This window comes from Caldalkalibacillus mannanilyticus JCM 10596 (genome assembly GCF_000615945.1).
Classification (GTDB): domain Bacteria; phylum Bacillota; class Bacilli; order Caldalkalibacillales; family JCM-10596; genus Bacillus_AT; species Bacillus_AT mannanilyticus.
In genome coordinates, this window is the sequence record NZ_BAMO01000012.1 from 44,120 (window position 1) to 59,455 (window position 15,336).

A 15,336-nucleotide genomic window follows, 5' to 3' on the forward strand; every position below is an offset into this window, starting at 1 on the left:
CTACTGGTGAAACACTTAAAAAAAACATGAATGGTGGTTTTCTTATGGACATAAAAGAGATCTTCGCTAAAATGAATCAAAAGCTGGAGAAAATGAATATACAAGTAGAACAACCATTTTATAATGAAAATGATATTCATAAAGAAGTGGAAGTGTTAAAAAATCAAAGTGAAACCATTGTAGATGAATGGTTAAAGTTCGAAGAAAAACTAGGTTTTTTTCTAAAGAAAACCAAAGAGAAAAAAACAAATTCCTCTTCTGTACCCGACTTTAGTCAGGAGCATTATGAAGCATCCTATAAGAAACTACTTCAGCTTGATCATGAAGGGGATCCCAACACTCAGCTAGGTAATTCATCTACAACTACGACCAATGAGCCTCAATCGGAATGGTGGAGAAAAGGAAAAGCGCTTTATGATTTAAACATGTATGACCAATCCGTTCAATTTTTACAAAAAGTGCTTGAAGAAGAGCCTGAGTTTGAACCCGCTTGTTTTTATGTGGCTCACTCCTATTTAGAATTAAATCAATATGATAAAGCTCGTTATTATTGGCAATTTCTTGCTGATACCAGTGATAATCAGCGAATGAAGCTTTTAGCTCTACATGCTTTGGCATGTTTAGAAGCCACACTTGAAAAGTATGAACGGGCGCTTGTTTTCTTTCGGAAAATCAACTTGAAGGATGTAGATAGCTTATGGAAGCCTACTATTGTCTTCAATTATGCACAGGCTTTATACCACACCAGTCAGCTTGAGGAATGTCTAGATCAACTCATGTGTTATTATGAATTGGAGCCACAGGATTGGAAGGGACCTTATCTCATAGGTAAAGTGTATCATCAGCAAGGAAATGAAGAGGTTGGCTTTGCTTTTTGGTTTGAAGCCTTACAGCTACAGCAAAGCAAAGATTTATTGAAGAAAATGGCGCGTCATTTTGAAGAAAAAACCTATTACCAGATGGCAGCCCAATGCTATGAACGCTGTTTAAAAGAAGAAACATTATCCTCTGATGAAGAGATCTGGTTTGGTTTAGCTTGGAACTATGGACTAGCTAATCAGAAGGAAAAGAGTAGATCAGCCTATTTGAAAGGCTTAAGTATCTTCCCTGATCACCTTCAATTACAATTATCATATGTATGGATGCTCTTCTTTTGGGGCGATGATGATGAAGCCAATCGACGTTTACAAAGGCTTCAAGTAAAGTATGTTGACCACCCAATGGTTGAAGGCTTACACCATCTTTCTGTGGGCGAATATGAACATGCGTTATCCGTTTTACACGAGGCATCGGAGCAGCTCTAATAGAGAAAGGGGTCTGCGTGAAGAGGGGGTGTAAGTAGTAATGAACTTACTGCACGAGGAGAAATATGTAGTTATTGATATAGAAACAACAGGGAATAGAATTAAATCTGGGGATGAGATTATACAAATCGGATTATGTACGATTCAGGGTGGAGAGATTATAGAAACCTTTTCATCCTATGTTAAGCCTTCCATTGAGATCCCCCCCTTTATTCAAAAACTAACAGGAATTACAGAGGTGGATGTGCAAGATTCCCCCGTTATCAAGGAATTGTTGCCTGTCATTCAAGAAAAAATGGAAGGAAGTATTCTTGTTGCCCACAATATTCATTTTGATTTGGGTGTTCTTCAGCATTACCTAACAGAGCATGACTATCCACCGTTCAAAGGAATGATCATTGATACGGTTGAACTGTCTAGGATTTTGTACCCCAATCGCTCAGGCTATCGCTTAAGTGAATTGGCTGTAGATTTTCAGATTCAGCATGAAACACCTCATCAAGCTGACAGTGATGCATTGGCAACGGCTAAGCTCTTTTTGTTGCTTTGTTCAAGGATGAGAAAACTGCCTCTTCTGACGATCCAAAGAATGATTCCTTTGGCTCAATCCCTCTATTCAGATATTGAGCTTCTCTTTCGTAAAATAGAACATGAAAAATGTCTGCGCCCTGTTATTCAGACAGAGGAAGAGATGGAGGAATTTCGTCATCTGGTCTTACGAAGGAAAGAAGAAGAATTGAACACCAGCATAGAAAACCATTTTATCGAACAGATTCCGATCGAGGAAATAAAGCCAAGTGTGATTCTTGGCTCTAAAATAGAGAACTATGAGTATCGTGAAGCCCAAGATCAGCTTTCAGAGGAGATTTTAAAAGCGTTTCAGGCTGAGGAACATGCTTTGTTTGAAGCAGGTACAGGGACAGGTAAGACATTGGCATACCTATTAGCTTCGATCTACTGGGCAAAACGAACAAAGAGCAAAGTCGTCATTAGCACTCATACCATTCAATTACAGGAGCAAATACGTGATAAAGAAATTCCTAAGCTACAGGAGATTCTGCCTTTCACTTTTGAGGATGCCTTGATCAAAGGGAGAACTCATTATCTTTGTTTGCGTAAATTTGAGCAATCACTATATCAAACAAATGAAAAAAACTATGATTACGAATTAACCAAATTGCAGCTCTTAGTTTGGCTAACAGAAACAGAAACGGGAGATGTAGAAGAATTAAATCTTCCTTCTGGTGGGAAGGACTATTGGTTGAAGATTCAAAGTGAAACAGATTCATGTCTTCACCATAAGTGTCCATGGTTTGAGCGTTGCTTTTATTTTCGTAGCAGGAAGAAGACGCAACAGGCAGATCTCATTATTACCAATCATTCCTTGTTATTAGCTGATTTTGAAGGGCAAAAGCTTCTTCCTCATTATGACTATGTTATTTTGGATGAAGCCCATCATGTAGAACAAATCGCCTCAGGACAATTTGGTCAGAATATGACCTATACCAGACTTCATTTTGTTCTCCAACGTCTGTATTCAGAAGATAAGCCAACGCTGACACAAAGGTTCCTAGAGCTGCTGGAATTGTCCGAAGAAGGATTTCGTGTCATGCCGACAGTGAACGAAATTCAAGAACAGCTTCAGGAAATGAAAAGTGGGATTGACCAGTTATTTACGCATTTGTACATTCTAGCAGAGAAAAAACAAGGAAATGATCGTACAGATTCACGTCGTGCGGTTCGTTTGATCCATCCACTGGAGGATGAAGAAGAATGGTATCTGGTTCTGCAATTGACAGACCAGTTAAGAAGCAGGAAGGATCAGCTAAATCATGCGTATCATACCCTCGTTCAGTGGTATGATTCTCTTCAGGCAGAATGGTTACATGACTTACGTAGCACGTATACAGATTGGAGCTCTGCCATAAGAACATTAGCGGAGTACATAGATCAGCTTGAGGCATTGATCCTGCATTATGATCGAAATCATGTGTATTGGATTGAATATGAACCGAAGGGGGCACGGAACTCTTCGGGTGTCTTTCAGCAGCCACTTGAAGTAACTACTTTTCTACAGCCTCTTTTTCAAGAAAAGAAAAGTGCCATCCTTACTTCAGCAACATTACAAGTAAACCGTTCTTTTCAATACTTTATCGACCAATTGGGGATGCCGCTAGAAAGACTTAGAGTCCAAGCATTTGCTTCTCCATTTGATTATAGTCAACAATCCAGCTGTTAGTAGCCAAGGAAATCAGTTCTGTTCAAGACTCTGACGAAGCCCTATTCTCAAAAGAAATTGCAGAGTCTATCATTGAGATTGTTAAGGTTACTCAGGGGCGTATGCTAGTCTTATTCACGTCGCATCATATGTTAAAAATGACTCATCAAAATCTCAAGCAGGCACTTCATGAAATGGGCATATTTTTGTATGCACAAGGAATTGATTCCGGTAGTAGAGGAAAACTAACAAAAAACTTTGAGAGCCAAGAGCAAGCAATTTTATTGGGAACAAACAGTTTTTGGGAAGGTGTAGATTTGCCAGGAAAGCAGTTATCCTGTCTTGTGATCGTCAAGCTGCCCTTTACACCTCCACATACACCTTATTTTGAAGCGAAATCTGAGCAATTAAAGGAGAGTGGTAAAAATCCATTTATGGACTACGCCCTTCCTCAGGCAGTCATACGTTTTAAACAAGGATTCGGCAGACTCATTAGAAGAGCGGATGACAAAGGAGTTGTTGTGGTCTTTGACCGTCGGATTATAGAAGCTCGATACGGGAAGTTTTTCTTAAACTCTTTACCTCCATTGACAGTGGAAAGCCTCGACTTAGAGGGACTTATTCATGACATACAAAATTGGTTAGGGTGATGATGTGGCTAAGAAAAAAGGGAGTATGTATTTCATAGCTTTGATCTCAATGACTCTTCTGCTCATGATCAGTATAGGTCATAACCAGTCTACAGTGCTTATGGGAAGCCAGGATAGTAAGAAAGTGAATCTCAACCAAAGCTTTCAGCGAAGAATTCCAGATACAGGAACGAAGGTTCACTTTATTCAATTAACAAATGGAGAAGCAAGTCTTATTCAGCTCGAGAATGGAGAGAATGTTCTCATTGACACTGGAGGTCATTCCTCCTATACAGAGCTTCTTACCTATCTAGAGGCATTACGAGTTCAAGAAATAAAACACCTTATTCTGACCAATATGAAGGATGAACATAGTGGGAATGCTCAAGAAATCATGAAGCAATACCATGTTGCTAATGTTTATTACGCTTATCCCTTTGACTCGTCTGTTCAAGAAATGGTCAAGGACGAGAGTGTGAAATTGACAGCTTTAAGCAGAAATGATGAGCTTACATTAAGTTCAAACGGTAAGCTGAAAATCCTGCATCCGAGTGATCAGCTTTCACGTTCTCCACAGGATCATTCGCTTGTCTTTCAGCTCAGCTTGTGGGATCATATTTTTCTATTTACCAGTTCGATTACGGATCAAGTAGAAAAAGAACTTCGAGCTTTGTATAATGTTCGATCGCATATTCTGAAGGTTTCTGATTTCGGAAGTAATCAAGCCTCACACGCTGATTTTTTAGAAGAAGTGGATGCTCATGTGGCGATTATTTTTCATAGACCGGGTTTTTACCTTGATGCCGACGTCTTAGAAAGGTTAGAAGAAACATGGATGGATATCTATCCTTTGAAGAAGCATGGTCATATTATTATTTCGTGTGATGAAGATGATTACGAATTATTTGTTGTTGAATCGGAGAATGAATTAAAATAGAACTAGCAAGCTATTATTTAGAAATGAGTGATAGAAAAATGAAAACTCTGTTTAAGAATGGTGTAGTAATCACTGCAAATGAGAAAAACGAATGGTTTGAGTGCGGATATATCCTTGTCGAAGATCAGGTCATTGTCGAAGTAGGAGCAGGGAATGGGCCTGCTGAAGAATCTGTTGACCAAGTTATTGATTTAAAAGGGAAATGGCTGATGCCCGGCTGGGTGAATACACATGGTCATGCAGCCATGTCGATCTTAAGAGGACATGGAGATGACCTTCCGCTTCAGGAGTGGTTAGAAAATAAAATGTGGCCAATGGAGGCTAAGTTTACGGCTGAAACAGTTCGGTGGGGAACATCACTAGCCGTTCTAGAGATGCTTAAATCAGGGACAACCTGCTTTGTTGATATGTATGATCATATGGGGACTGTTGCTGAGGTTGTGGATCAATCAGGAATGAGAGCTGTCTTATCTCGCGGAGTAATTGGTTTATGCCCAGAGGATGTACAGAAGAAGAAGCTAGAAGAAGCAACGGAATTTGCTGTACGCTGGAATCAGGCAGCAGGGGGAAGAATCACGACGATGATGTCACCACATGCTCCCTATACGTGTCCTCCAGATTATATTCAACGAATTGTGGAAAAAGCAGTAGAACTAAACCTGCCTGTTCATATTCACATGTCGGAAACAGAGCGTGAAGTTCTTCAAAATGTGCAGGACTATGGTCAGCGACCTGTTGCCCATCTAAGGGACCTTGGAGTGTTTGAGCGTCCAACCTTAGTAGCGCATGCTGTCCATCTAGAAGAGGATGAGATGGAAATATTGCAACATCACAATGTAAAGATTTCTCACAATCCTGCCAGTAATTTAAAATTAGGCTCGGGTATTGCTCCCATTCCACGATTACTGGAGCGAGGATTCCGTGTTTCTGTAGGAACAGATAGTACAGCCTCTAACAATAATTTAGATATGTTTCAAGAAATACGTTTAGCTGCCTTGATCCATAAGGGAATGTCTCAGGATCCAACCGTAGTTCCAGCTGAGGTTGCCTTGAAAATGGGAACAAGCTGGGGAGCCGAAGCGGTATTCCTTGAGAATGTAGGATCCTTAGAAGCAGGAAAAGAAGCTGATTTTATCATTCTTAATCCGCAACAAGCCCATTTACAACCCGTTAAGCATCCGCTTTCACATATTATTTATTCGGCTACGGGACATGATGTTGAAGATGTCTACGTTCAAGGAAAAGCGGTTGTCAAAAACAAAAAATGTGTAGCCTTAGACGAAGAAAAGATTATCTATGAGGCAAATCGAATGTATCAATCACTAATGTAAGAATAGCAACAACCTGTATGAGCAAGAAATGTTCATACAGGTTGTTTTTTGGAGTGGAGGTAGGGGTTTTTAAAGTTTAGTTGGAAAGATATGACGGTAATAACACTCTTCTGATTCTTTTTTCTTCAGAATCGGGGAATGCGGGCCATACCAATAATAAGTGGCTCTGAGATTGAGAATCGTTGTATGATTATCCAATCTTAGATCGCAATCCTGAGCTTCTTTCCTGTTCACATTAAGCCCCCCTTTAAGAGCGGTACTTATAGTATCACCACTCCCAGACGCGCTATGAGTAACATTATTTAGGGGCTCTTTTAGATCATAATGCTTTAGATACACGAATAGGATAGAGAAAGATTGTGGACGAAAGTAACCTTTGTTTGTCTAAGCATGAATCTGTACAGAACTTAAATGAACGGGCAGGAGGGTTTCCTATGTATTCCACTAAAAGAAAAGAATTGTTTCTCTATTCTGTTGTAGCTGTGATGATCTGTTCGGTATTGATTTCGCTGTTTGTCTACTTAGGTACAGAAAAAAAAGAAAATCAATCGATGTTGGAAGCATTTGAGCATATTGAACAGAAGGAGGAGAAGTTTGTCTTTCTTGAACCGATTCAAGTATCCGATTTGGTTCAGCGTAAGATGGAAAGATGGAAAGACCAGCCTGCTGAAACGATTCTTTACACGTTATCAGATTCAATAAGTCAATTTGATGGGAGATTAGATCAGAATAAACATTGGGTTGTTGAAGGAAAGAATCATTCAGGAAAGGATTTTACGATCGCTTTTCAAGAAGAAAAGGCTATTTTTACTATTGGAGAGTACACGGAATCCTTATTTAAGGAAGAGGTTCAATACATAACTCCTACAGCCCACTTAGATATCATTTACAAGCAATTAAGAGATGAGGAATACGAATTAACGTCTTGGGAACAAACAGAAAATGGGTATCAATTAGAGTTAGTGACACAGCCGTCTTGGCTACAGGAGGATTTTAGAGAATACCTTCATTCTCATTTAAAGCGTAAGGAAAAAGTTGATAATCTCATGCTAGATCATTATACTTTACATTATATCCTTTCCTTCCAAGGAGAAGGTGTTAGCACATTTGAACTCGATTCATTGACTGTTTTTTTAGATCGAACAGGAGTAGGAGTCGAGAAAATGTTTTTTGATTTTAAATAATAGAAAAAGGAAAGTATAAAATGATACGTAAAGTAATGATCGTTGGAATTATCATAATGCTTCTCATCATCTGGCAGTCAGTGAGCCTGTATTTTAGTGTTGTAGACAACAAAAATAGCCCTCTTCTCGCAGCAACAAGACAGATGGAGCAGGAAGGGATTCGTATAGAAAAAGTGGATCGGTTTCATGGAGATCAGCTCTACATTATGACCAAAAGTCAAGATGATGAGGGGAAAGAATGGTATATTGCTTCTACACAAGAAGGAAAAGTAGATCAGATTGCTGTACAAGAAATAAAATTAGCAGAAGAAGCCGTCATTCAAGCGGTGAAGAATCAGTTTTCGGAAATCCAAGAAATTCAAAGGATTCATCCTGCCTATTCCCAAAAAGAGTTCTCTTGGGAAGTGATTGGTATAGATGAGAAAAATATGATGCATTATATTTATTTTAGAATGAGGGATGGCAGCTTTCAAAAGCGATATGTTTTGAGTCATTAAGCTTCCTAATCAGGATCTCCTGACATCTAACCATGCCCAAAAAATCCTCTTCAATAAGCTTTTGTAAGAGTTGAACAAAAACTCTTTCAGGGGCTTTTTTTTGCGTTGAATGGAAAGCAATGTTAAGGAAAAGAGGGAGTGACTGTGGTATACTTTTAGATAGCTTGAATTGAGTAAAGGGAGAGGTTTGAATTGAAAAAATTAAACAGTAAAATTATTTTCCTTTCCTTTATCATTACTTCTATTCTTTTATTCGGAGGTTGGTTTGGTGCCCAATTCTTTGGTCAAGAAAAGCCAATTCGAGATTGGATTAGTGAGCAGGAAGGATTAGAGCTAAAAGACTTAAAAATTGAACAAGATGCCATCTTTGTTGAACTTTCCTTTCACAATGGTGGGTCCTTTGGTCTCTCGTATATACAATTAGTAAAAGAACTGAATCAGTTGGCTAAGGGCAAAGAGATTCGAATTGGGATAGATACTGAACAAAGTGAGTACCATCCTTGGTGGCTAACACACTCAGCTCCTGTTATCGAAGCTCTGAAAAATGATCAATATCCATTAATTGAACAAATCATTATGGATTGGAAGGCGGCTGGACTTTTACAAGAGGGTAAAAGTATGATGAACAGCCAATATGTTTTAATTTATTTAGAGCCTTCAGAGGGCGACGAAATATACCTTTCATTTACACTCCAACAGGGGAAGGGGGAGGCTGAATGACAAAAGAATGGTTGATTGGGGCAGTACCTGTTGTCATTATCTTTTTATTGTTTATGGGAATTAATATTGGACCTATTTTGTTTATTGCCCTAATTGGTGCACTTCTTTACTTTACTTTAAATGGACAAGGACCGTTCGGGGGGAATAAGAGATCGAAAACCTCTCATGAAATTAAAGAAAGTGTCACAACCTTTGATCAGATCGGCGGTCAAGAAAGAGCCAAGCAAGAATTAAAAGAGGCGATTGATTTTCTGAAAGAGGACCAGCTAGCTAAAGATTATGGGATACGTCCCTTGAAGGGGATTCTTCTTACAGGTCCTCCGGGAACAGGAAAAACCTTAATGGCGAAAGCAGCTGCCAATTATGCCGAAGCTGCATTTGTGGCAGCCTCTGGCAGTGAGTTTGTAGAAATGTACGTGGGTGTTGGAGCTGGACGTATTCGTGATTTGTTTAAAGAAGTAAAACAGCTAACGGAAGAGAAAAACTTGAATAGAGGGATCATTTTCATTGATGAAATTGATGCGATTGGTGGAAAGCGAGAGGGAAAGCAGCAAAAAGAATATGACCAAACGTTAAACCAATTGCTTACTGAGATGGATGGGATGGCGACCAACGAGCAGCCGAGGATTCTTATTATTGCTGCAACGAATCGCAAGGATATGCTTGACCCTGCCCTGCTTCGTCCAGGGAGATTTGATCGCCATATTGTCGTTGATCTGCCTGACCTAACGGCAAGAAAGCAAATCCTAACGATTCACTTTAAACAGAAGCCGATTGATCCAAAGTGTGATGTAGATCAGGTGGCAAAGGATACATTTGGTTTTTCAGGAGCCCAATTAGAAAGTGTAGCGAATGAAGCGGCGATATATGCCTTTAGAGAAAAATCACCGACGATTACCATGCTGCATATCTCTGCTGCCATAGATAAAGTCATGATGGGGGAACAGACTGACAAAGAATCGACTGATGAAGAAAAGAAGCGAGTTGCCTTTCATGAATTAGGACATGCCATCGTTTCTGAAATTCTCCGACCACATTCTGTATCCCAAGTTGTCCTAACCCCAAGGGGAGGAGCACTAGGATATGTTAGACAATCTCCGCCAAAGGAACAATATCTCTATACCAAATCCAATATCGAGGAGCAGATTATGGTCTGCCTTGCAGGAGCTGTCACCGAGGAGATTTATTATGGTGAACGAAGCACAGGCTCCAAAAATGATTTCGAACAAGCCATGAACTATGTTCATCATATGATTGACACAGGGCTCTCTTCCCTAGGGATTGTGACCCTGGAGCATTTATCCAAGGAACAAATTCAAAAAGAAGCTGATGCTATTATCTCTTATTTACTTGAAAAAACACATCAAATGCTTAAAAAGTATGATCCTGTATTCCATGATTCATTTCAAATTTTATTAGATGAAGAGCGAATGAATGGAGAACGATTTAGAGAACTTTTGCATGGAAACAAAAATGTAAAAGAAATTTCCTAAAACCCTTTCTGTATTGAAAGGGTTTTTTGTATAATATAAACATTACATATATACCTAGGAGGATTTGAACCATATGTCACTATCTGAAAGAGTGTCCACATTAACCCCATCATCCACATTGGCGATTACAGCAAAAGCAAAGGAATTGAAAGCTCAGGGTTTTGATGTTGTTGGCTTAGGAGCTGGTGAACCTGATTTTAATACACCAGAGCATATTATTGAGGCAGCGATTAAATCCATGCATGAAGGTCAAACAAAATATACACCCGCTGAAGGGATCCTTCCTCTAAGAGAGGCAATCTGCCAAAAGCTTCTAGAAGATAACCAATTGAAATATACCCCAAAACAAATCATCGTGTGTTCAGGTGCAAAGCACGCCTTATATAATATTTTTCAAGTGATTATTAATCCTGGAGATGAAGTGATCATTCCAACTCCATATTGGGTAAGTTATCCCGAACAGGTGAAATTAGCAGGAGGTCATCCTGTATATGTTGAAGGGAAAGAAGAAAATGGCTTTAAAGTGACACCAGAGCAGATTCAGCAAGCTGTTACTTCAAAAACCAAAGCCATTATTATTAACTCACCAAGTAACCCGACAGGAAGTATCTACGATAAAGCTGAGCTAGAAGCATTAGCTGAGGTCTGCCTGAAAAATGATCTATTTATCCTTTCTGATGAGATTTATGAGAAGCTAATCTATGGAGATGCAGAGCATGTTAGCATCGCTTCTTTATCATCGGAGTTGTATGAGAGAACGTTTGTTGTCAATGGGATGTCTAAACCCTATTCTATGACGGGCTGGAGAATTGGTTATGCTGCTGGACCAGAAAAATACATCAGAGCGATGGTTGATCTATCTAGCCATAGTACCTCAAATCCAACCTCTATTGCCCAATATGGAGCTTTAGCAGCTCTTGTTGGAACCCAAGAACCACTGGAAATGATGAAAAAAGAATTTGCTCAACGCAGAGATGTTACTCTTGCCTTATTAAATGAACTTCCTGGCGTAAGCTGCCTAGAGCCAAAAGGAGCTTTCTATCTCTTCCCTAATGTAAGTGAAGCTGTTAAAAACAGTTCCTACTCAACGACAGATGAATGGGTAGCCGCCTTATTAGAAGAGGAAAAGGTAGCGCTTGTTCCTGGTAGTGGCTTTGGTGCTCCCGATAACATTCGTATTTCGTATGCGACCTCTCTTGATGTACTTAAGGAAGGTGTAAAGAGAATAGAGCGCTTTCTTAAGAAATAGAGAAGTAGTATAATAAGGAATGATTTAGACTACAAGCTGTTGGAGGTTATCCTTTTGAAAATTACAATATCTCAAGTTGGAAAACATGTTGGAGAAGAAGTTATAATCGGAGTTTGGTTGTACAATAAACGTTCAAGTGGAAAAATACAATTTTTACAACTAAGAGATGGAACAGGCTTTATCCAAGGCGTGATCGTGAAGAAAGAGATTGCTGAAGAGGATTGGAATGCAGCAAAAGAATTAACTCAGGAAAGCTCGATGTATGTAAAGGGAATTGTACGCGAGGACGAACGTGCGCCAAGTGGTTATGAACTGACGATAACAGGAGTAGAGGTTCTGCAAATTGCTGAAGAATATCCGATTACTCCAAAGGAGCATGGAACTGAGTTCTTGATGGATCATCGCCACCTATGGATTCGTTCGAAAAAACAGCACGCTGTTCTTAAAATACGCTCCGAAATCATACGAGCTGTATACGAATTTTTTGCTGAGAATGGGTATATCAAGGTCGATCCACCTATTCTAACCCCTACGTCTGCTGAGGGGACAACCAACCTATTCCATACCAAGTATTTTGATGAAGATGCTTATCTCTCACAAAGTGGGCAGCTCTATATGGAAGCAGCTGCAATGGCATTAGGAAAGGTTTATTCGTTCGGTCCAACCTTCCGTGCCGAGAAATCGAAAACAAGACGTCATTTAATTGAGTTCTGGATGATTGAGCCCGAGATGGCGTTTGTTGATCATGAAGAAAACCTACAAATTCAAGAGAATTTTGTTAGTTATATTATTCAATCAGTCTTGAAAAATTGTCGTTTAGAGCTGGCTGCTCTTGAACGAGATATTTCTAAATTAGAAAAAATCGTTGCTCCATTTCCTCGAATTACCTATGATGAAGCCATTGACCTACTTCAAAAGAAGGGTCATGATATTAAGTGGGGAGAAGATTTTGGTGCTCCAGATGAAACCGCCATTGCGGAACATTATGAGATGCCTGTGTTTATTACGCATTATCCGACGGAGATCAAAGCATTTTATATGAAGCCTGATCCACAACGTCCGGAAGTGGTGTTATGTGCGGATCTTATTGCTCCTGAAGGGTATGGAGAGATTATAGGTGGTAGTCAACGTATTGATGACCCAGCTTTATTAGAAGAGAGATTTGATGAACATCACCTGTCCAAGGAGGCGTATCAATGGTATCTTGATTTGAGGAAATATGGAACTGTTCCTCACTCTGGATTTGGTTTAGGACTTGAACGTACAGTGGCTTGGATCTCTGGAACAGAGCATGTCAGAGAAACCATTCCGTTTCCACGATTATTAAATCGATTATACCCGTAAGCAGAAGATTTCATTTCCTTGCGAGTGATCAGAAAAAGGAGAGAGGCTATGCTTTCTATACAACAATGCGCCAAGATAATGAACAAAGGAAATGTATCCATCCCTCTTCTTCTTCTTGAACATTATAAAAAGATTAAGCTAAATGAATTAGAGATGGTTCTTCTTATACACATTCATTCATTTATCGTCGAAGGAGTTCACTTTCCCAGCTTTGATCAGCTGTTAGACAGAATGACCTGCTCTCAAATGGAATTAAGCGGGATGCTTAACCGGCTTCATAAAGAAGGGTATATTGACTTAGAACAAAGTAAAAATGGAGAAGGAAAGATGGAAGAGGCATATTCATTAGAACCCTTATGGGTCAAGCTTCTCCTCTATATAAATCAAGAAAATGCCGAAGCAGAGATTGCTTGTGTAACAGATGAAGTGGATAAAGTGGATAGCCTTTGGCCCAATGAGTCTATTGAAGGGTCAAAAAAAATGGAGGGTGAGATCTTCAAGCGCTTTGAACAAGAGTTTGGACGTCCACTCTCTCCTATTGAATGTGAAACGATTATTCACTGGATTGATACAGATCAATATGATTCACAGCTTATTTTTTTAGCTTTAAAGGAAGCTGTGATCGCCAATAAACTTTCTCTAAGATATATTGATCGAATCTTGTTTGAATGGCAAAAGAACGGATTGAAAACTCCAGAGGATATACGTGAGCATTCAAGGAAATTCAGACAATCTTCATCAAAGCCTGTAGAAAGAGATCAGCAGAAGAAAAAAACAGAGTTTTCTTTTTACAACTGGTTAGAAAAATAGGGGAGAGTAGGTATGAATAAAGCCCAGGTCAGAAAAATTTTGGATACAATCGCAGAAATGTTTCCAGATGCTCATTGCGAACTGAATCATTCCAATCCGTTTGAACTAACCATTGCAGTTCTGATGTCTGCTCAATGCACGGATGAAATGGTGAATAAAGTAACTAAAGATCTCTTTCAAAAATATCGAGAACCAGAAGATTATGTAGAGGTTTCTTTAGAAGAACTTGAAAACGATATTAAGAGAATTGGTTTATATAGGAATAAAGCCAAAAATATAAAAGCCCTTTGTCAGATTTTATTAGAAAAACATAATGGTCAAATTCCCCAAACTCATGAGGAACTGGTGGAATTGCCTGGTGTGGGGCGTAAAACGGCAAATGTAGTTATGTCTAATGCTTTTGATTATCCTGCGATTGCGGTGGATACCCATGTCGAAAGAGTTTCCAAGCGTCTAGGGATTTGTCGCTGGAAGGACACCGTTCTAGAAGTGGAAAAAACACTCATGAAAAAAGTTCCTAAAGAGGAATGGACCTCACTCATCATCGGCTTATTTTTTTGGACGCTATCATTGCAAGGCACAGAATCCGAGTTGTACCATTTGTCCGCTCCTAGAAATGTGCCGAGAGGGGAAAAAGAGGATGAAATCATAACCCTCTTTGCTAAATAGAGAAAGGGTGTCAGATGATGGATGTCTATGAAAAAATGGTGCTCAAAAAGGTAAGTCAATTTGAATCGACTTTTAAGACAGATTCAGAAATGAATATGTGGTCCAAAAAAATTCAACAAAAAGTAGATGGGTTGATTCCTCGAAGAATCCATCAGTCCTTAGCGGTCGCTTTTGAAAAAGGCATCAAAGCGTTTCTTCAAGGCTTGAATTTATACTATGTTGATCAGCCAAACAAGAAGGAAGGACACTATTCCTTGCACATTCTTACAGAAGAGGCTGAACAGATCGTGAGAAACTATACAAAAATAGCATCCATTGAAGGAGCTGGGACAGGATTTGGTGGTTTCATTGCTTCAACGATTGATTTTCCCGCTTTGATTTCCATTAAGCTTAAGATGCTTCAAGAGCTTGCTGTTCATTTTGGATATTCGATGGAGAACTTAGAAGAAAGAATTTTTCTCATTAAAGTGCTCCAGCTTCAATTTTCCAAGGGAGAGTGCAAAAGAAAAACGTGGGAAGAAATCAAAAACTGGGAGAAAAATGCTGTTTTTCAAGAATGGAGCAGCTGGGAAGATTTCAATTGGGAAGAATTTTATATGGAATATAAACAAAGTATTGAACTATTGAAATTGTTTCAAATGCTTCCAGGACTTGGAGCGGTAGTGGGGGCTGTTGCCAACCATTCCTTTGTCCTTGAACTTGGAAATACGGCGATATTAAGCTTTCAATTAAGAAAAATTCAAGAGATACAAGGAAACCTATTATAAAAATTAAATAGAAGGTTAATGAAACTATCGAGGATTTTACTCGGTAGTTTTTTTGTCTAAACATGAAAGCGCATTCATTATAAAACCAGAATGGAATCGACAAAAGAAGTGAAAAAAATTATCCAGAAAGTAACAATTTATTAAGGTGAAGGAACATATACTATGGAGAAATGGTATCTAATTC

Annotated in this window: 14 protein-coding genes and 1 pseudogene; 14 read left to right on the plus strand and 1 reads right to left on the minus strand. The window is 39.1% G+C overall.

The window, feature by feature from the left end:
* Window positions 1-44: 44 nt before the first annotated feature.
* The 5 genes from JCM10596_RS08755 to JCM10596_RS08770 all read left to right on the plus strand — a co-directional run bounded on the left by JCM10596_RS08755 (window position 45) and on the right by JCM10596_RS08770 (window position 6,419).
* Entirely contained in the window at window positions 45-1,304 is a 1,260-nt protein-coding gene (locus JCM10596_RS08755) for a tetratricopeptide repeat protein (protein WP_025026801.1), read from the plus strand.
* Between the two features lie 40 nt (window positions 1,305-1,344).
* Window positions 1,345-3,543: an exonuclease domain-containing protein gene (locus tag JCM10596_RS24645; RefSeq protein WP_051541242.1), complete on the plus strand. Its 2,199-nt coding sequence runs from the start codon at window positions 1,345-1,347 to the stop codon at window positions 3,541-3,543.
* Window positions 3,544-3,620: 77 nt separating this feature from the next.
* Window positions 3,621-4,172 (plus strand): helicase C-terminal domain-containing protein, encoded by a 552-nt coding sequence (locus tag JCM10596_RS27660; RefSeq protein ID WP_267879682.1) that lies wholly within the window; start codon window positions 3,621-3,623, stop codon window positions 4,170-4,172.
* Between the two features lie 4 nt (window positions 4,173-4,176).
* Window positions 4,177-5,088: a ComEC/Rec2 family competence protein gene (locus JCM10596_RS08765; protein WP_025026802.1), complete on the plus strand. Its 912-nt coding sequence runs from the start codon at window positions 4,177-4,179 to the stop codon at window positions 5,086-5,088.
* A 38-nt stretch (window positions 5,089-5,126) separates the two neighbouring features.
* Window positions 5,127-6,419: an amidohydrolase gene (locus tag JCM10596_RS08770; RefSeq protein ID WP_025026803.1), complete on the plus strand. Its 1,293-nt coding sequence runs from the start codon at window positions 5,127-5,129 to the stop codon at window positions 6,417-6,419.
* 69 nt (window positions 6,420-6,488) lie between these two features.
* On the opposite strand, the gene JCM10596_RS29495 is transcribed toward JCM10596_RS08770, so the two are convergent.
* Complete coding sequence (locus JCM10596_RS29495; RefSeq protein ID WP_159102333.1) at window positions 6,489-6,653, minus strand: hypothetical protein; 165 nt, start codon at window positions 6,651-6,653, stop codon at window positions 6,489-6,491.
* Window positions 6,654-6,853: 200 nt separating this feature from the next.
* On the opposite strand from JCM10596_RS29495, the gene JCM10596_RS08780 reads away from it, so the two are divergent.
* The 9 genes and pseudogenes from JCM10596_RS08780 (at window position 6,854) to JCM10596_RS08820 (ending at window position 15,152) form a co-directional block, all read left to right on the plus strand.
* A complete protein-coding gene (locus JCM10596_RS08780; RefSeq protein WP_025026804.1) occupies window positions 6,854-7,603 on the plus strand; it encodes a hypothetical protein in 750 nt (249 codons plus the stop codon).
* A gap of 20 nt (window positions 7,604-7,623) precedes the next feature.
* Window positions 7,624-8,100, plus strand: coding sequence for a hypothetical protein (locus JCM10596_RS08785; RefSeq protein WP_025026805.1), 477 nt, complete (start codon window positions 7,624-7,626; stop codon window positions 8,098-8,100).
* Between the two features lie 192 nt (window positions 8,101-8,292).
* Window positions 8,293-8,820, plus strand: a complete 528-nt coding sequence (locus JCM10596_RS08790) for a hypothetical protein (RefSeq protein WP_025026806.1) — start codon at window positions 8,293-8,295, stop codon at window positions 8,818-8,820.
* Window positions 8,817-10,313 carry an AAA family ATPase gene (locus JCM10596_RS08795; protein ID WP_025026807.1) on the plus strand — a complete coding sequence of 499 codons (1,497 nt, stop codon included), beginning with the start codon at window positions 8,817-8,819 and terminating at the stop codon, window positions 10,311-10,313. Before JCM10596_RS08790 ends, JCM10596_RS08795 begins: the two co-directional genes overlap by 4 nt.
* A 73-nt stretch (window positions 10,314-10,386) precedes the next feature.
* A complete protein-coding gene (locus JCM10596_RS08800) occupies window positions 10,387-11,562 on the plus strand; it encodes a pyridoxal phosphate-dependent aminotransferase (RefSeq protein ID WP_025026808.1) in 1,176 nt (391 codons plus the stop codon).
* Window positions 11,563-11,616: 54 nt separating this feature from the next.
* Window positions 11,617-12,906 carry an asparagine--tRNA ligase gene (gene asnS / locus JCM10596_RS08805; RefSeq protein ID WP_025026809.1) on the plus strand — a complete coding sequence of 430 codons (1,290 nt, stop codon included), beginning with the start codon at window positions 11,617-11,619 and terminating at the stop codon, window positions 12,904-12,906.
* A 48-nt stretch (window positions 12,907-12,954) separates the two neighbouring features.
* Complete coding sequence (locus tag JCM10596_RS08810) at window positions 12,955-13,716, plus strand: DnaD domain-containing protein (RefSeq protein WP_025026810.1); 762 nt, start codon at window positions 12,955-12,957, stop codon at window positions 13,714-13,716.
* Between the two features lie 12 nt (window positions 13,717-13,728).
* Window positions 13,729-14,368 (plus strand): annotated as a pseudogene (gene nth, locus JCM10596_RS24650) (endonuclease III).
* Between the two features lie 31 nt (window positions 14,369-14,399).
* On the plus strand, window positions 14,400-15,152 hold the full coding sequence (locus JCM10596_RS08820; protein WP_081791975.1) for an EcsC family protein: 753 nt from the start codon (window positions 14,400-14,402) through the stop codon (window positions 15,150-15,152).
* Window positions 15,153-15,336 lie beyond the last annotated feature (184 nt).